Origin of the sequence: Nonomuraea sp. NPDC049400 (genome assembly GCF_044466425.1) — a bacterium.
Lineage (GTDB): Bacteria > Actinomycetota > Actinomycetes > Streptosporangiales > Streptosporangiaceae > Nonomuraea.
Genome location: NZ_JBITMP010000014.1, coordinates 164,001 through 180,415 on the forward strand (window position 1 = coordinate 164,001; position 16,415 = coordinate 180,415).

The window sequence follows — 16,415 nt, forward strand, 5'->3', positions numbered from 1 at the left end:
AACATGTCGCATCGGCCAACGGCCCCTACGACAGTCCGGCCACCGGCTTGCGAGCGAGGCGGGGTCACGTTGGCGGCTGGCGGAAGCAGGGCTCCAGCACATGATCACCAAGGGCGCCCACGCAAAGAACATTGGCCCCCAATCGACTTCCACTAACTCCCAGACGCGCCGAGAGGCCCCCAAAAAGTCTCAAGATCGAAGGTGATCACGCGCACGGCCTGAGCGGGGACAACGTCCTTCCTGTAGGCCACGACGGCATCAACTGGGGGTGTGGGATCTCGATGTTCTTCACCGCCGGTCAGATCGACAGCCACGTCTTCATCGCCGGTTTCGGCGGGGACTTCTCGCACAACATCTGACTGAACCGGCGCCCCTCGGCGGGGGGCAGCCCCCCGCCGAGGAACTCATCCGATGGCGCCTTGACGATATGGGCTCTGCTCCTGGTTCGCGGCCAGGGCAGAGCCTTTCGCGCGCCAGCGGGCGACCCTGGAGCAGACGGACGCCTTCGTCACCCATGCCGGGATGGGCGGCTCTGGCGAGGGGCCACTGGCCGATGATCGCTGTTCTGCAGGCCGTTGTTTCCGGTAGGTAAGAAGCCAGGGCGTCCGCCGACTTGGTCCCCGGCGGCAGTTGGATCAATGGGATACGGTGACGGACCCGTACCGGGGCGCCGTGCCGGGATCTGCCAGCCAGCACGCTGCCGGTGCGCGGAAAGGGGATCCACAAAGGAGCCGCCCGGGGGTCGCCATCGAGCCAGACGACCAAGGCTTTGGACGCTCCCCCGGCGGCCTGACCGCCGAGCTCCATTCGAGCCACCGTGGATATCCCCACCGTCGAGGCATTCGCCGCAGCATCCCGGACAAGGCGGACCACGTCCGCAACCGTAAGAACCGTGGTTCCAACGGAGGGCACCCTCCGAAGCTTGGCAAGATCGACTACCGGGAGCGCCACGCCGTCGAGTGCGTCATCAACCGCCTCAAGAGGCATCGGGCCGTGGCCACGAGATACAACAAACTCGCCGTCCGCTACGAGACGACCGTCCTCCTCGCTGCCATCAATGAATGGCTGTTACCAGCATCATCAAGAGCAATCCAGTAGCGGCGCTTGACCCCGATGTCGGTGCTGCGCACATCTTCCAGGACACCGCCGTTGCTTTCGATGGTGCGCGCCGAACCGATGTTGCCATCGTCACAGGTGAGAAGGCTCGGTCCGGACCGAGCGCCGGCGCCTTGAGTCGCTCAGTCCGCGTCAGGTTCGTCCCAGAACGGCGGGACGAAGGCGCCGTCACGACACGTCACAACCTTCCCGTCGCGGACGCTGAGCAGCTCCGGCTCATCGTCCTCATACCAGCGCTGGTAACCGAAAAAGGACTCGTTCTTGTGGAGCCGGACGGCCAACCAGTCGATCAGCTCAGCCACCCCGGCATGCCCGTCGGGGTGGATCTCCCAGCGGCAGGTCAGTGCCCAGCGTTCGTCGCCGTGGTCATCCGCGCGCACCAGGATCGAGCAGCCGGCACCGGGAATCTTGGAGGCCGCGTACGGCGCCCCTTCGTCCCACGCCGGTTGCGGAAACTCCTTGATCACCCAGTCGCCGTTCTCATCCTGGACCGGCTCCTGCTCGTCGGGCAGCAGATCGAGAACCTCATTGACGACGATCGTCTCCTCGGTGATGTGCTCGGGCCGCGAGCCGAGACCCAAGTGCCAGCGCAACTCGGCGAGTTCGGTCTCGGACAGGTCGCCACGCAGGTCCATCGCGACCATGAGTTCGTGAATGTCAGCCACGGCCGTACCGTATCGACACGGGCCGACATCGGGCGGCCACGCCGGACGGACCAGTGAGGGTTTTCACCCCGCTTCCGGGATTCAGTCGCAGATGTAGCGCGGTTGGCGTTGGCAGGTCCTCCGACACCGGCCTCGTGGCCGGATGCGCGCCTGACAGTGGGTTGCAAGCGGTTCTCCTAAACTGCCGATCATGCGAAAGATCTCCGGATTAAAGACACTCGTCGCCGCCGCCGTCGCTCTCACCGCACTGGCTCCCGCCCCGGCGACAGCCGCCGCGCGGAGCTGCTACGGCGGTGGGAGCCAGCTCAACACCAAGCACGGTTATGTCAAATACGTGTGGAAAGTGTGCGGTGACGGCTACGCCGCCGCCTCGGGCACTGTGAACGACACCAAGCGGGATCTGTGGACGGCGGTCGTCGAGGTCAGCTTCTACAAAGCGGGCAAGAGAGTCGGCGGCACCGGCGGCCGCGTGGAGGCGGGCCGGAAGAAGGGCACCAGAGATTTCGGCTTCTCCGTCGCCGCCCGGCAGGGCGCCGACACGGTAGTGATCAAGGCTCGGCGCTGCCTTCCGGGCACCGCCCTGTGCAACAACACCAAGACCTTCACGGGTGTCTCGATCTTCGCGTAGGTATTGAAAGGCCGTATAGCGGACGCTCGATCCCGCCGCAGCGGCGGCCGCAGGCGAGCCTGCTGTGGCGCATCTACGCGACCCGGACCGGCGGCTGTCGCGGCCGACGGTGTCGGCGCCCTTGACGCTCTGGGAGTCGATGATGCCCGCTGACGGCTCGTCCTCCCGGTCCACCTGACGGCGTGCCTTGACTCGCAGCTCGACCAGCAAGGCTTCGGTGACACCGACCTGTTACCACTGCTGGAAGTACCAGTACACGGTCTGCCAGGGCGGCAGGTCGCTGGGCAGGTATCGCCATGGGCAGCCCGAGCGCACCACGTACAAGATGGCGTTGACGATCTCTCGACGGGAGTGCTTCTCTGGGCGGCCTCCGGTGTTCGGCACGGGCAGCAAGGGCTCGATCAGCTCCCACTGCGCGTCAGTGAGGTCTGAGGGGTAGCGATCGGGGGCATCCGGTCACCCTGACGACCTCAGCGCCGTTCGGCACGCCGCCACACCGAACATCAATGATCTTCTCCAACACGCACTGAGTGGGCGTTTGATCCTGTCTGATGGCGCATTGGCACGATACGTCGTCCGAACGCGACAGTCTTTTTTACGTACTTTGGATGGATATCTGCACGACGGCGTGAGCTCGCCTGGTCGCACGTCGTTGCCTACGACAAGGAGCGCCAGGAGTGGCGGCCGGTGACCTAGGTCGGTTGGGACCATGACGACTCGCCGTGTACGTGTGGCGGTCGGTCCGCGCCGGCGGGGACACCAAGACCCCCAAATCGCGCCGTACGCTCCAGCTCCCCCACCGCTGTGTTCACGCCCTGGCCGCCTTCTGGGAGCACCTGAGCGCCCGAGAGATCGTGCCCAGCCAGGACGACCAGGCCCGTCTGGTGTTCGCTACCCGAAACGGCACCAAGATGAGCGCAGGCAACGTCCGCCGGGAGTTCCGGCGAGTGATCACGCGAGCCGGTCTGATCGGCACCGACTGGACGCCGCGGGAGATGCGACACAGCTTCGTCTCGTTGCTGTCAGCAGACGGCGTCCCGATCGAGAACATCGCTCGGCTGATCGGCCACGCCGGAGGTTCAGCGGTCACCGAGAAGGTCTACCGTCACCAGATCAAACCCGTCATCCAGGATGGCGCGACCGTCATGGATCGGATCTTCCCAAGTAACGACCATGGAGCAGGACAGTCACTCAGTTAGTCACTTGGAAGATCAAAAGGGCCACTCCCCGTGTTGGGATGTGGCCCTTGACCTTGGTGGGCGATACTGGGATCGAACCAGTGACCTCTTCGGTGTGAACGAAGCGCTCTCCCGCTGAGCTAATCGCCCGCCCTGCCAGCTCCTTGCGGTGCCGACGGGGAAAACCATACCGCACTCTGGCACCTGCTGGCGAAGCGAAGCGGTTGGCGGCGGCTGGAGGGGCGGTTCGGGCGGGTTGCCGGGGCCGTGACGAGGGCGGAGGGGAAGGATTCGGGTGAAACGCGGCGGTTGCCCATCGGCACGGCGGGTCGGTGGCATACCATCGACGTGTTCCGGTTGGCATCGGGCGTGATCTTTTGGCGAGAAACGTTCATGGTCGGCGCGCCGGGACAGGCTCCGCAAGACGCAAAACCCTTGTAAATACGACCCGATTGATGCCGTTTAGCCTGGTAGATGCCTAAATGTCCAGCTGTGATGTGCGTTACAGAAGGCCCTCGGAGCGGAATCTTTCCTACGGGTTTCTTCGTTCCGCGTCATAGCTCAGGACGAAGTCCGTCAGAGCAGTGAAAGCCCCGAAGAGGGGACCTACGACGAAAAGGTTTGGCTGACGATGAACAGCACCACCGTCTCCGCCGAGCTTGGCCTTCGGCTTGTGGTCCCCGACCGTACTACCGTCCCCCTGCTCGCCGGACTGAGTTACACAGCCGACGATCCGTACGCCATCCGCATGGCCTTCCACGTAGGGAACGACGAACCGGTCGAGTGGATCTTTGCCCGCGAGTTGCTGACCGTGGGCATCGTGAGGCGTGTCGGCGACGGCGACGTGCAGGTGTGGCCCGCGAGGGCCGATGGCGAGCGAACGCTCCATATCAGCCTCACGTCCCCTTTCGGGCAGGCGCTCTTCGAAGTGCCGCTGGCGCCGCTCACCGAGTTCCTCCATCGCACGTACGAGAAGGTCCCTGCGGGACGCGAAACCGACTACATGGACCTGGACGCCGAGCTGACCAACATGCTCTGGCCGTCCTAGGGATCTAGGCGGGCAGCGTCTCCAAGACTTTCCGCATGCGGGCGATCTCGATGCTCTGACCCGAGTACACGTCCTTCGCCAGCAGCCGCATGCGCCGGTCCCGGCCGGTCGCCAGCTCCTCCCCCGCCATCTTCACCGCGCCCTCGTGGTGCCTGGTCATCAGTTGCAGGAACATGCGGTCGAAGACCGTCCCCTTGGCCGCGCGCAAGGCGTTCAGCTCGTCCTCCGTCGCCATGCCGTACGCCGTCGCCTGCGCGTGCGTGTGAGCCGCGGGAGCGGAGCGGCCGAGCTCGGCCAGCCACCCGGTCATGGCCTTGATCTCCGGGGTCTGGGCGGCCCTGATCTGACGGGCGAACGAGCGGATGGAGGCCGTGGTCATGCGGTCGTCCACCAGAGAGGTCATCTCCAGGGCCTGGCGGTGATGTGGGATCATGGCCTCCGCGAAGCGCACGTCCGAGGCCACCGTCGCCCCCGGTGTCTGCCCGAGGCGCTCCCCTGGGGTCGCGGTGCGGCCCGGCGCGCCTGGACTCCCCGGCACGATGACGGGCGCCTCCGTCCCCACTGGCGAGGGTCCGGCGGGCTGCTGGGAGCAGGCGGCAAGGGCAAGTGTGCTCATAACTGTGATGAAGACCGTACGCGGCCGCGAATCTCCTGGCATAGCTTCCATAGTGAGCTACGAGACAAAGGGGATATGCGTTGATCTCTGCCACGTTGCGCGGAGCGTTGCTGTGTACGGTGCTGCTGGTGACCTCCGCGTGCGCGGCGGACCAGCAGGCGGCCGGGGCGCCGACGCCCGCCACCTCGACGCAGGAGACCAGCGCTCCATCCACGACATCCTCGTCCTCGGCGACGGCCACCGGTGACGTGATGACGAGCGGCAACGTCAAGCTCGTCGCCAACATGCCGAGGAAGGCCCCGCTGAACGGCGAGGACGACTTCAACACCGACCTGGCGTTCCAGGGCGACTACGCGTACGTGGGCAACTTCGGCGGGTTCGCGATCTACGACATCAGCGACCCGGTCAAGCCCCGGATCGTGAGCCAGGTGGCCTGCCCGGCGCAGCAGAACGACGTCAGCGTGTACGGCGACCTGCTCATCCTGTCGATCGACGAGCCGCAGGCCGGCGAGCGATGCGGCTCCGGCGACGGCGGCCGCGAGTGGGAGGGCCTGCGGATCTTCGACATCAGCGACAAGAAGAGCCCCAAGTACGTCAGCGCGGTCAGGACCGACTGCGGCTCGCACACGCACACGATGGTCCCGGATGGGGAGAAGCTGTACGTGTACGTCTCCTCGCCCGGCCCCGAGCCCGAGTCGAAGACCTGCCCGCCGCCCCACGAACTCATCCAGATCGTAGAAATCCCGACAAAGTCACCTCAGTCCGCAAAAATCGTGGCGAAGCCGGATATCTTCCCCGAGCGCCAGCACTCCGATTTCGCCTCCGGCTGCCACGACATCACCGCGTACCCCGAGAAGAAGCTGGCCGCGGCCGCCTGCTTCGGCGACGGCGTGCTGCTCGACATCTCCGACCCGGTCAAGCCGAAGGTGCTCCAGCAGATCACCGACACGGAGAACTTCCAGATCTGGCACTCGGCGACGTTCAACAACGACGCCACGAAGGTCGTCTTCAGCGACGAGCTGGGCGGCGGCGCTCAGGCCACGTGCGACCGCAACACACCGGCCACGAAGGGCGCGGACGCCGTGTACGACATCGTGAACGGCAAGCTGGAGCGGCGCGGCTACTTCAAGATCCCCAGGGAGCAGCAGGAGCACGAGAACTGCGTGGCCCACAACGGCTCGCTGATCCCGGTGCCGGGCAAGGACATCATGGTGCAGTCGTGGTACCAGGGCGGGGTGTCGATCTGGGACTTCACCGACTCCGCCCACCCGAAGGAGATCGGCTACTTCGAACGCGGCCCGGTCCCCGGCACCGGCAACATCGCGGGCTCCTGGTCGGCGTACTACTACAACGGGTACATCTACTCGAGCGACATCCTCAAGGGCCTGGACGTCCTGGAGATCGACGACCCGCTCACCGACCCGGCCAAGCAGGTCAAGATGGACGACTTCAACGTGCAGACGCAGAAGTCGTACTGACGCCGCGACCGTGACGGCGGCACGCCCGAGAGAGCCGGGGCTGAGCGCCTGCCCTACGCCGGGGCTCTGACATCCCCCTGCCGCCACCTGTCGAATGTCGTGGCGTAGGTGGAGGCGAGCTCCTCACCGCCGACCGGCACGCGCCAGGACAGGGTGAAGCTCTTGGGCCGGTTCGCGGTGTCGAGCTCGATGTTCCAGCTGATCCGGGTCCCCTTGAGCCGGCTCAGCTTCCAGTTCGCGGGTTCCGCGAGCCGCTCCTTGATGGGCTGCGGCGCGGAGCCCGCGTCCAGGCCGCCGGAGTATCGGCGAGCGGCTCCGCTGACTTGCGGCGTGTGCCCGAGGAGATCGAGGATCACGCCGAGGCCGGACATGATGGTGATCATGTCGATGTAGCCCCGGGCGTCGTGTTCGGCGTCTTCCGCCAGGCGCTTGCCGTTGATGTACAGGCCGTCCGCGCCGTCGGCCGACAGGACGACCACGTCGATGGCGTCCACGTCGGGGCCGGTGACCTTCATGGCGAAGTCGCAACTTCCCGCGCTGTATCCCGCCTCGGGCCGGAAACGGGTCTGGCCGTGGCCCGTGGCATGGAAGTTGCTCTGCGTCAGCCCGCCTTCGAACGTCATGTCCGCCATCGGCCGTACCGAGATCGCGCTCTCCATGGCGATCGCGAGCTCCTGCCCGACGGCAGGCGGCGGGCTGACCGCCTCCGGCGTCGTGGAGCTCGCTCCGGTGGACGGTGACGGGCCGCGGCCCGACGACTGGGGCCGCGCCTCGCGCCACCACACCACGCCGCCCGTCGTGGCCGCCGCGACCGCGACCGTGCCCAGTCCCAGCAGTACGGCCCGCCGCCCCATCCGCCCACGCTCCGCCGCACCTCGCCCGGCGGCATCCAACTCGCGGCCGCCGGGTACGGAGGCACCGGCAGCTCGCGCGCGAAGGCCCGGTCGATCCCGCCGGTCATCACCTTTACGGCGGCCTGCCCGCCGTCAGGCGACTCGGCCAGGTAGACGACGCCCTGCCCGCCCTGCCCGAGGCGGCCCACGATGCGGAACTCCCCCACTACTGGGGGATCACCGGCACGGAGGGGATCGGCTGCCACACTCGCCTCACAAGATCAGTTGCGCGGCAGGAGAGTATCTCACTCAGGGGTTCAGATCAGTGGCGGAGCGCTCGGCGAAGACCTGCATGGCCTTCGTGGTGATCGGGCCGGGAGCGACCGGCAGCTGCGTGTCGTCGACCAGCTTGATCGGCTGGACATCGCGGGTCGTGGAGGTCAGGAACGCCTCCTCCGCCTCGTACAGCGCCGACAGCGGCACGTCCACCTCCTCGGCGCCGCACCATTCGAGCACCAGCGCCCTGGTGACCCCGGCCAGGCAGCCCGACTCCAGCGTCGGGGTGAGCAGGCGGCCGTCGCGGACGATGAAGATGTTGGAGCCGGTGCCCTCGCAGAGGTTGCCCGCCAGGTTGCCGAAGATCGCCTCGCCGCCCCCGCGCTTCTTGGCGTACAGCAGGGCCTTGGCGTTGTCGCCGTACGAGGTGCTCTTGACCCCGGACAGGGCGCCGCGCTCGTTGCGCGGCCACGGCACGACGGCGACGTCGGCGGTGGCCGGGAACGGCTTCTGCTCGTCCACGATGACGACGGAGGTGGTGCCCTGGTTGCCGCGGTCGGAGCCGAGCGGGCCCGGGCCGCTGGTGTAGGTGACGCGGATGCGGCCGAGCGCCCAGGCGGGCGCGACTGCCAGGAGCTTGGCGATGCCGTCGGCGATGGCCTCGACGTCGGGCTCCGGCAGGTCCATGCGCTGGGCGGAGAGCGTGAGCCGGTCGAGGTGGCGGGTGAGCGCGAACGACTGGCCGTTCACGATCTTGATCGTCTCGAAGACGCCGTCGCCGACCATGAGCCCGTGGTCGAAGACCGACACGCTGGCCTGCGCGGGGTCGAGCAGCTCGCCGTTGACCCAGACAGGGATGTTCATTCAGTTCCTCCTGTGGATGCCAGTGCGATGAGCCTGGCTGCTTTGAGCTCGGTCTCGAGCCATTCGCGCCCGGGGTCGCTGCCCCAGGTGATGCCGGCTCCCGTGCCGAACCGGATCTCAGCCGTGCCGTGGGCCAGCCCCGAGATCCAGAATGTTCTGATGCCCACGGCCAGCGCCGCCTGGCGACGGTCGGCGTCGACCCAGCCCACGGCCCCACAGTAAGGCCCGCGAGGTGCTGGTTCGAGCTCATTGATGATGCGCAGCGCCGACGACTTCGGCGCGCCCGTGACCGACCCGGGAGGGAAAGTCGCGGCAAAGAGCTCGGGCCAGCCCGCCCCCGGCGCCAATCTGGCCCGGACGGTGGAGACGAGGTGGACGAGGCCGGGGTGCTCCTCGACCGCGCAGAGCGACGGCACCTCGACCGAGCCGACGGCCGCCACGCGGCCGAGGTCGTTGCGGACGAGGTCGACGATCATGACGTTCTCGGCGTAGTCCTTGTCGAGGAGGTCGCCGGCGGTCTCGCCGGTGCCCTTGATGGGCCTGGACTCCACGGTGTCGCCGTCGCGCGAGAGGTAGAGCTCGGGCGAGGCGGACACCACGCTGAGCCCGGGCACCTGGATGACGGCCGCGTACGGCGCCGGATTGCCCGCGGCCAGCCGGGCGGCCAGGGCGAGCGGGTCGGCGTCGGGCGGGACGGGAGCGGTCAAAATCCGGCAAAGGTTTGCCTGGTAGACCTCGCCCTGCTCGATGTAGCCGCGAATGGCGCGCACGCCCCGCTCATAGGCGGCCCGGTCGAGTGAGCTGCGCCACTGTCCGGGCCGGGGCCCGTGCCAGGGAGCGGCGGGCGCGGGCAGGGGCGAGCGCCGCACCCGGTCGAACCGGGCGCACGTCACCTTGCCCTCGTAGTCGACGACCACGGCCCACCAGCCCTCGCCGTCGAGCGCGGCCAGGTCGGAGGTCACGTCACGCAGCCCGGTCGCGTGCTGACCGCCTAAATAGGCGAAGCCGTCGTACACGCCTTCCATTCTCCCAGCATTTCGACGAGCTCCAGCGCGGCGGGCAGTGGTGTCTCGGGCAGGGCCGCGTACACCTTGCGTGCCGGCGCCATCCCGCGCAGCGGGCGCAGCACCAGATGGGGCGGTACGGCCTGGGCGGCCAGCTCCGGCACGAGCGTCACCCCCAGCCCGGCGGCGACGAACCCGAACTTGCCCGACCATTCGCCGACCCGCAGCCCGCTGCGTGGCGCGAACCCGGCGGCCGCGCACGCGGCCTGCAGCAACGTGGGCTGCCCGCGCGGCGCCGCCTCGATCCACCTCTCGTCGGCCAGGTCGCGCAGGTCCACGTCGTCGTCGCCGGCCAGCCGGTGCCCGGCGGGCAGCGCGACGAGCAGCCGGTCCTCATGCAGCAGGACGGTGGGCGTCCCGTAGGCGGACAGCCCGGAGGGGTAGTCGCTGATCACGGCCACGTCCAGCGCCCCGGAGCGCAGCCGCTCCATCAGCCGCGCGGTGAGGCCCTCGACCAGGCGCAGTTCGACGCCGGGACGGCGCTCGGCGAAGCGCTTGAACGTCTCTGGGACGAGACCCACGTTGGCGGTGGCGAACGCGCCCACGCGCAGCGTCCCGCCCCCGCCGCCGTGGATGGCGGCCAGCTCCTCGCCGGCGCGTTCCAGCCGGTCGAGGACGGCGGCGGCGTGGCGGTGCAGGACGGCGCCGGCGGGCGTCAGGCGTACCCCTCTGGGCAGCCGCTCGAAGAGCGGCCCTCCTGCGGCGCGCTCCAGCGCGGCGACGCGGCGGGAGACCGCCGACTGGGTGTATCCGAGCAGCTCGGCGGCGGCGGTGATCGAGCCGCTCTCGGCGACCTCGTGGAACAGCCGCAGCGTGCCGGCGTCAAAGGCATTCACGTTAAGCATGGCTGGTATGCAATCTAGTCGTTTGTGGAATGCCTCGGAGTCCGGCTTCACTGAACGCGTGACGACTTTTCTCGGACAGATTGCTTTTCTCGGACAGGGACGCATGGGCGTCCCCATGGCACGGCGGCTGGAGCAGGCCGGGTACAAGGTGACGACGTGGCGGCGCGGGACCGGCGTGTCCGCGGCGGAGGCGGTGGACGGGGCCGAGCTGGTCATCACCATGCTCAGCGACCCGGCGGCCGTGCGGGAGGTGCTGACGGCGGCGCTGCCGGGGCTGCGGGGCGGCGCGACGGTGGTGGAGATGTCCACGATCGGCCCCGAGGCGGTCCGCGAGCTGCGCGCGCTGCTGCCGGCCGAGGTGGGGCTGGTGGACGCCCCGGTGGTGGGCAGCGTGGGCCCCGCCACAGACGGAACGCTGACCGTGCTGGCCGGAGGGCTGGACGGCGGGCCGGGCGGGGGCGACGTGCCGGGCTGCCGCGAGGTCCTGTCGGTCTTCGGGTCCGTACGGGAGGTCGGGCCGCTGGGGTCGGGCGCGGCCATGAAGATCGCTGTCATGAGCGCGCTCGTGCCCGCCCAGGTGCTGCTGGCGGAGACGTTCGCGTACGGCGAGGCGCACGGCGTGGACCGTGGCGCGCTGATCGACGTGCTGTCGGCCACCCCGCTGGGCGCGCTGGCGGAGCGGCTGCGCGTGCCGTCGGCCGAGACCCGCTACTCGCTCGCGCACGCGGCCAAGGACCTGGAGCTGGGCGCGTGGGAAGGCGCGTCCATGGCCCCGTCAATGATCGGGGCGGCCAGGGCCAGGCTGCAGGAGGCGCGGGCGGCCGGGCTGGGCGAGCGCGATCTGACCGCCGTCGCCGAGCACGTCGCCGAGCGCGTCGGCGCAGGCCCGGCCCATCGCGCGGTGCCGCTGAACCTCTCGACGATCCCCGCCACGAACGGCTTCTACTCGCACGCCGTGCGCGTCGGCGACATGCTCTACGTCTCCGGCCAGGCCGCCTTCGACGAGCAGGGGAACATCGTCGGCGAAGGGTCCATGACGGCCCAGGCCGAGCACGTCTTCCAGGTGATCGCGCGCATCCTCGCCGATCAGGGGGCGACGTTCGACGACGTCGCGTTCATGCGGACGTACCTGACGGACATGGACATGCGCGTCGAGTACGGGCAGGTGCGCAGGAAGTACATCACCGGCACACCCCCGGCCAGCACGACCGTGGAGGTGTCGAAGCTGTTCATGCCGGGGCTGCTGCTGGAGGTGGACCTCATCGTGGCGCTCAGGCCAGGGGTCCGGTGACCGACTCGGCCGCCGCCACGACGGCGCCGTCGGCGACCAGGCGTACGGCGGAGTCGATCTCCGGCGCCAGGAACCGGTCGGGCCCCGGCGCGGGCACGGTCTCGCGCAGCGCCTTGACCACGGCCGCCGTCGCGGGCGCGGGCTCCAGCGGGGCGCGCAGGTCGAGCGCGCGGGCGGCGGTGAGCACCTCGATGGCCAGCACGCGGGTGAGCCCGTCCACCGACTTGCGCAGCTTGCGCGCCGCCGACCAGCCCATGGACACGTGGTCCTCCTGCATGGCCGAGCTGGGGATGGAGTCGACGCTCGCGGGCACGGCCAGGCGCTTCAGCTCGGAGACGATGGCCGCCTGCGTGTACTGGGCGATCATGTGGCCCGAGTCCACGCCGGGGTCGTCGGCCAGGAAGGCGGGCAGCCCGTGGTTGCGGGCCACGTCCAGGAAGCGGTCGGTGCGCCGTTCGGACATCGAGGCCAGGTCGGCGGCCACCACGGCCAGGAAGTCGAGCACGTACGCGACGGGCGCGCCGTGGAAGTTGCCGTTGGACTCGACGCGGCCGTCGGCCAGCACCGCGGGGTTGTCGACGGCGCTGGCCAGCTCCCATCCGGCCACGGTGGCGGCGTGCGCGATCGTGTCGCGGGCGGCCCCGGCGACCTGGGGGGCGCAGCGCAGCGAGTAGGCGTCCTGGACGCGGGTGCAGGCCTGCGGGTCGCGGTGGCTGGCCATGATGCCGGACTCGCGCAGGACCTTGGTCATGTTGGCGGCGGACAGCGCCTGGCCGGGGTGCGGCCGCAGTGCCTGCAGCTCCGGCATGAACACCCGGTCGGTGCCGAGCAGCGCCTCCACGCTCATCGCGGCGCTCACGTCGGCGGTCCTGACGAGCCTGGTGAGGTCCTCGATGGCCAGGATGAGCATGCCGAGCATGCCGTCCGTACCGTTGATCAGCGCCAGGCCCTCCTTGGCGGCCAGCTCGACGGGGTCGATCCGGGCCTGCTTGAGCGCCTCGCCGGCGGGCTGGACGTCTCCGGCCTTGTCGCGTACGACGCCCTCGCCCATCAGCGTCAGCGCGACGTGCGCCAGCGGGGCCAGGTCGCCGGAGCAGCCGAGGCTGCCGTACTCGTGCACGATCGGCGTGATCCCCGCGCTGATCAGCGCGGCCAGGGTCTCGGCCGTGGTCGGCCTGACGCCGGTGTGGCCGGTGGCCAGCGTGTGCAGGCGCAGCAGCATGAGCGCGCGCACGACCTCGGTCTCGACCTCGGGTCCGTTGCCCGCCGCGTGAGAGCGCACCAGGGAGCGCTGGAGCTGGGCGCGCAGCGCCGGGTCGATGTGCCGCGTGGCCAGCGCGCCGAAGCCCGTCGAGATGCCGTACGCGGGGACCGGGCTCTCGGCCAGCTCGTCAACTCGCTGGCGGGCCGCCGAGATGGCGGCCAGGGCGTCGTCGGTGAGCCGTACAGGGGCTCCGTGACGGGCCACGTTGATGACGTCGTCGAAGGACAGGGGTTCGGGACCGACGTTCACGACTCCGTTGTCGCGCATGGTGCGTCTCTCTCGCTGCTAGGTAACCGGCGTACCCGATGTTAGCTCCTTACGCGAGAACAACGCCGACAGGCCCTCCCTGCCCTCCTCGGTGAGGAGCACCGCCCTGGGCGCCTTCCCGCGCCGGTACCAGCCCCGCTCGAACAGCACGTCGGTGATCGCCGCCCCCAGCGCCCCGCCGAGATGCGACCTGCGCTCGGTCCAGTCCAGGCACTCGGGCGCGAAACGCCTCCTCGACCGGCGTGCGCCCGCGACGTCCACGCCGAGGCCGGTCAGCAGCCGCTCGCCGGCGTCGGTCAGGTCGTGCGCCGCGTAGTAGCCGCCCTCCCTGAGCCGGTCGAGCAGGCTCACCCCGGCCCGTCCGGCGAGGTGGTCGTAGCAGGTGCGGGCCTCCTCCAGTTGCCTGGCCTGCCTGGACTGGCGCAGCGACCGTACGGGCGGGCGGGCGCTGACCCTGGCCAGCACCTCCAGCACCTCGGCCACGTCGTGCCCGGCCAGGCGGTAGTAGCGGTGGCGGCCCTGGCGCACGACGTCGACCAGCCTGCCGTCCAGCAACCTGGCCAGGTGCGCGCTCGCGGTGGCGGCGCTCACCCCGGCCATCCTGGCCAGCTCTCCCGCCGCCAGCGCCCGCCCGTCGAGCAGGGCGGTCAGCATGGCCGCCCTCGTCGGGTCCGCGATGAGCGCGGCGACGGGCGCTATGTCGGCGTCACGAGCGATGAACTCCATGCGTACGACGGTAATACCCCGACATTTCGCTCCGCGTCGAAGCGTCAGCTGCGCTTGCCGAGCCCCTTGCGGATCATCTCTCGCGCCCGTTCCATCAGCGCGATCGGCGTGCCCATCAGCATGTTCTTGGTGGCGCTCTCCGTGCCGGGGTGCGGGCGCAGCGGCGCGAGGCTCTCGGCGGCCCGCACTGCCGCCGCCATGGCCCGCCGCTCGACGGCGGAGGTGTTCGCGCGCAGCTTGGCGAACTCGTAGCGCTCCTCGCTGCGGGCGTGCATGGTCACGGCGGTACGCAGCTCCCCGAGGCGCTCCCAGAACTGCGGATGGTCCACCCCGCCCTTGTGGAGCTCGAGGAGGAGGCGCTTGGCCCGGTTCTCCTCGGTCAGGCGGTCGCCGACCACGCCCTGGCCGTTGTCGAGCTTCCTGCGCGCGTACGGGTGGACGATCTCCTCCTCGGCCGTCTCATGCACGGACAACATCCGCATCAGCCGGTCGAACGCCTCCCCCACCTTGTCCGCGGGCGCCTGCTCGACCTCGTCGAACAGGTCCCTGATCTGGCTGTGCTGGGTCACCAGCAAATCGATGACATCTTGTTCGGCCACGTCCGCGCCCTACCCGGCCCTCCCCGGGGCACGCGCCTCCTTACCGAACGCGGGCCGTTCGAGGACCGAACGCGGAGGTTGCCCGATCATGCGCCGGGTAGCGCAGCCACATGGCCTTCGATCCACTGCAGGAGCGGGGTATCCCGCTGGACGATCAGTTGCGCGGCTGGCGCGAGCTGAACGTCGAGCCCATCGATCCCGACCACGCCGACCCGTACACGCGGTGCCGGGTCATCGCGATGAACGGGATCGAGACGGAGGCGGTCTTCTTCAGCCACCAGCTGGCCCGCCACTGCCCGGACGTCGAGCTCAAGCAGCAGCTGGCACGGGTGCGCTACATCGAGGCGCAGCAGCAGAAAGTGGTCAACTGGCTGCTGCCGGGGGTCTCGTCGGTGCTGGAGACCACGATCGCCTATGAGCAGGCGGCGGTGGACCTGACGGCGTGGGTGGCGCGGATGGAGCCGGACGGGTATCTGCGGCAGGCCTTCGAGTTCGGCGTGCTGGAGCACTTCGATCATCTGTACCGGTTCGCGAACCTGTACGAGATGATCGAGCACCGCAAGGCCGAGAAGATCGTGGACCGGCTGACCGAGGTGATGCCGGGGCGGCCCACGTACCTGCACCATCGGGACCCGATGGACAACGTGCGCGAGCCGTACCAGAAGAGGTCCACGGAGCCGCTGTCCCGGCTGCACGCGCTGACGATCAGGGCGACCGAGCAGCAGGCCATGAACTTCTACATGAACACCGGCCCCACGCAGCTGGAGCCGGTCGCCCGCCGGCTGTATCAGGAGATCGCGCTGGCCGAGGAGGGGCACGTGACTCACTACGAGTCGCTGGCCGATCCGGGCGACAGCTGGTGGGAGATCCTGCTCAACCACGAGTACAACGAGTGCTACATGTACTACTCGTTCGCGCTGACCGAGCCGCATCCCAGGGTGCGGACCGTCTGGGAGCTGCACCTCGCCATGGAGCTGGAGCACCTGCGGCTGGCCGCCGAACTGTTCAAGCGGTTCGACGGGCGCGATCCCGACCAGGTGCTGGCTCCGGCCTGCCCGCCGCCGGTGACGTTCGAGCCGAACAAGGCGTACCTGCGCGAGCTGATCGCCACCCAGGCCGACTACACGACCGTGGGCGCGGGGTACGCGCGGGAGACGCACGAGCGCTTCCGTAAGGCGCAGGACACGATCATGGGCGGCGACAAGGCGCCGTCGGAGCAGGTCATCGACGGCAACCGCGCCGTTTCCGGCCAGGACTACCGCCTGGAGACGGAGGGGCCGCACCCCGCGGAGCTTCCACTCCGCCGCTAGCGCTCAGAGCCGGGCCCATGACGGCAGTCCCGTATTCAGTTTGGGGACTGGGCCAGGATTCGCTAGAGTTCTCTCGTCGCCCGGTGCAAGCGGGGCGGACGCGGAAGTGGCTCAGTGGTAGAGCATCACCTTGCCAAGGTGAGGGTCGCGGGTTCGAATCCCGTCTTCCGCTCGGAGCTTCCGGCTCGGTGGCGTGGCCGAGAGGCGAGGCAGCGGCCTGCAAAGCCGTCCACACGGGTTCAAATCCCGTCGCCACCTCACAAGGACGATTAGCTCAGCGGGAGAGCGCTTCCCTGACACGGAAGAGGTCACTGGTTCAATCCCAGTATCGTCCACCACTCGCAAGA

Annotated in this window: 15 protein-coding genes, 4 tRNA genes and 1 pseudogene; 9 read left to right on the forward strand and 11 right to left on the reverse strand. The window is 69.1% G+C overall.

Annotation, left to right across the window (positions count from 1 at the left end):
• Window positions 1-1,238: 1,238 nt before the first annotated feature.
• The gene (locus tag ACIBVN_RS23665; protein ID WP_397139667.1) at window positions 1,239-1,781 is read right to left on the reverse strand and encodes a hypothetical protein; all 543 of its coding nucleotides are present in this window, start codon (window positions 1,779-1,781) and stop codon (window positions 1,239-1,241) included.
• Between the two features lie 190 nt (window positions 1,782-1,971).
• Here ACIBVN_RS23665 and ACIBVN_RS23670 point away from each other — a divergent pair, with 190 nt between their 5' ends.
• A complete protein-coding gene (locus tag ACIBVN_RS23670) occupies window positions 1,972-2,409 on the forward strand; it encodes a hypothetical protein (RefSeq protein WP_397139669.1) in 438 nt (145 codons plus the stop codon).
• 231 nt (window positions 2,410-2,640) lie between these two features.
• Here the strand turns inward: ACIBVN_RS23670 and ACIBVN_RS23675 are convergent.
• A pseudogene (locus ACIBVN_RS23675) lies at window positions 2,641-2,823 on the reverse strand (transposase); the annotation flags it as partial.
• A 308-nt stretch (window positions 2,824-3,131) separates the two neighbouring features.
• Here ACIBVN_RS23675 and ACIBVN_RS23680 point away from each other — a divergent pair.
• The gene (locus ACIBVN_RS23680) at window positions 3,132-3,608 is read left to right on the forward strand and encodes a tyrosine-type recombinase/integrase (protein ID WP_397139670.1); all 477 of its coding nucleotides are present in this window, start codon (window positions 3,132-3,134) and stop codon (window positions 3,606-3,608) included.
• A 54-nt stretch (window positions 3,609-3,662) separates the two neighbouring features.
• Here the strand turns inward: ACIBVN_RS23680 and ACIBVN_RS23685 are convergent.
• A tRNA-Val gene (locus ACIBVN_RS23685) sits at window positions 3,663-3,737 on the reverse strand.
• A 481-nt stretch (window positions 3,738-4,218) separates the two neighbouring features.
• On the opposite strand from ACIBVN_RS23685, the gene ACIBVN_RS23690 reads away from it, so the two are divergent.
• The gene (locus tag ACIBVN_RS23690) at window positions 4,219-4,635 is read left to right on the forward strand and encodes an SsgA family sporulation/cell division regulator (RefSeq protein ID WP_103958541.1); all 417 of its coding nucleotides are present in this window, start codon (window positions 4,219-4,221) and stop codon (window positions 4,633-4,635) included.
• Between the two features lie 4 nt (window positions 4,636-4,639).
• On the opposite strand, the gene ACIBVN_RS23695 is transcribed toward ACIBVN_RS23690, so the two are convergent.
• Window positions 4,640-5,251 (reverse strand): DUF305 domain-containing protein, encoded by a 612-nt coding sequence (locus ACIBVN_RS23695; RefSeq protein WP_397139672.1) that lies wholly within the window; start codon window positions 5,249-5,251, stop codon window positions 4,640-4,642.
• Between the two features lie 80 nt (window positions 5,252-5,331).
• On the opposite strand from ACIBVN_RS23695, the gene ACIBVN_RS23700 reads away from it, so the two are divergent.
• Window positions 5,332-6,729 carry an LVIVD repeat-containing protein gene (locus tag ACIBVN_RS23700; protein WP_397139674.1) on the forward strand — a complete coding sequence of 466 codons (1,398 nt, stop codon included), beginning with the start codon at window positions 5,332-5,334 and terminating at the stop codon, window positions 6,727-6,729.
• Between the two features lie 53 nt (window positions 6,730-6,782).
• Here ACIBVN_RS23700 and ACIBVN_RS23705 read toward each other — a convergent pair whose 3' ends face one another.
• The 4 genes from ACIBVN_RS23705 to ACIBVN_RS23720 form a co-directional block, all read right to left on the reverse strand.
• Window positions 6,783-7,583, reverse strand: coding sequence for a hypothetical protein (locus ACIBVN_RS23705; protein ID WP_397139676.1), 801 nt, complete (start codon window positions 7,581-7,583; stop codon window positions 6,783-6,785).
• Window positions 7,584-7,871: 288 nt separating this feature from the next.
• Window positions 7,872-8,702, reverse strand: a complete 831-nt coding sequence (locus ACIBVN_RS23710) for an aminotransferase class IV (RefSeq protein ID WP_397139678.1) — start codon at window positions 8,700-8,702, stop codon at window positions 7,872-7,874.
• Window positions 8,699-9,727, reverse strand: a complete 1,029-nt coding sequence (locus ACIBVN_RS23715) for a chorismate-binding protein (RefSeq protein WP_397139680.1) — start codon at window positions 9,725-9,727, stop codon at window positions 8,699-8,701. Before ACIBVN_RS23715 ends, ACIBVN_RS23710 begins: the two co-directional genes overlap by 4 nt.
• On the reverse strand, window positions 9,694-10,611 hold the full coding sequence (locus ACIBVN_RS23720; RefSeq protein WP_397139682.1) for a LysR family transcriptional regulator: 918 nt from the start codon (window positions 10,609-10,611) through the stop codon (window positions 9,694-9,696). Before ACIBVN_RS23720 ends, ACIBVN_RS23715 begins: the two co-directional genes overlap by 34 nt.
• A 58-nt stretch (window positions 10,612-10,669) precedes the next feature.
• Here ACIBVN_RS23720 and ACIBVN_RS23725 point away from each other — a divergent pair, with 58 nt between their 5' ends.
• Window positions 10,670-11,902 carry a Rid family hydrolase gene (locus tag ACIBVN_RS23725; protein WP_397139684.1) on the forward strand — a complete coding sequence of 411 codons (1,233 nt, stop codon included), beginning with the start codon at window positions 10,670-10,672 and terminating at the stop codon, window positions 11,900-11,902.
• Here the strand turns inward: ACIBVN_RS23725 and hutH are convergent.
• The 3 genes from hutH to ACIBVN_RS23740 are packed head-to-tail and all read right to left on the reverse strand — an operon-like array spanning window position 11,883 to window position 14,758.
• Window positions 11,883-13,433, reverse strand: coding sequence for a histidine ammonia-lyase (gene hutH / locus ACIBVN_RS23730; RefSeq protein WP_397139686.1), 1,551 nt, complete (start codon window positions 13,431-13,433; stop codon window positions 11,883-11,885). The genes ACIBVN_RS23725 and hutH overlap by 20 nt on opposite strands.
• A gap of 18 nt (window positions 13,434-13,451) precedes the next feature.
• Entirely contained in the window at window positions 13,452-14,159 is a 708-nt protein-coding gene (locus ACIBVN_RS23735; RefSeq protein ID WP_397139688.1) for an ArsR/SmtB family transcription factor, read from the reverse strand.
• A 44-nt stretch (window positions 14,160-14,203) separates the two neighbouring features.
• Window positions 14,204-14,758, reverse strand: a complete 555-nt coding sequence (locus ACIBVN_RS23740) for a hemerythrin domain-containing protein (RefSeq protein WP_397139690.1) — start codon at window positions 14,756-14,758, stop codon at window positions 14,204-14,206.
• Window positions 14,759-14,868: 110 nt separating this feature from the next.
• On the opposite strand from ACIBVN_RS23740, the gene ACIBVN_RS23745 reads away from it, so the two are divergent.
• The 4 genes from ACIBVN_RS23745 to ACIBVN_RS23760 all read left to right on the forward strand — a co-directional run bounded on the left by ACIBVN_RS23745 (window position 14,869) and on the right by ACIBVN_RS23760 (window position 16,406).
• A complete protein-coding gene (locus tag ACIBVN_RS23745) occupies window positions 14,869-16,068 on the forward strand; it encodes a hypothetical protein (protein ID WP_397139692.1) in 1,200 nt (399 codons plus the stop codon).
• Between the two features lie 100 nt (window positions 16,069-16,168).
• A tRNA-Gly gene (locus tag ACIBVN_RS23750) sits at window positions 16,169-16,240 on the forward strand.
• A gap of 15 nt (window positions 16,241-16,255) precedes the next feature.
• A tRNA-Cys gene (locus ACIBVN_RS23755) sits at window positions 16,256-16,326 on the forward strand.
• Window positions 16,327-16,331: 5 nt separating this feature from the next.
• Window positions 16,332-16,406, forward strand: a tRNA-Val gene (locus ACIBVN_RS23760).
• Window positions 16,407-16,415 lie beyond the last annotated feature (9 nt).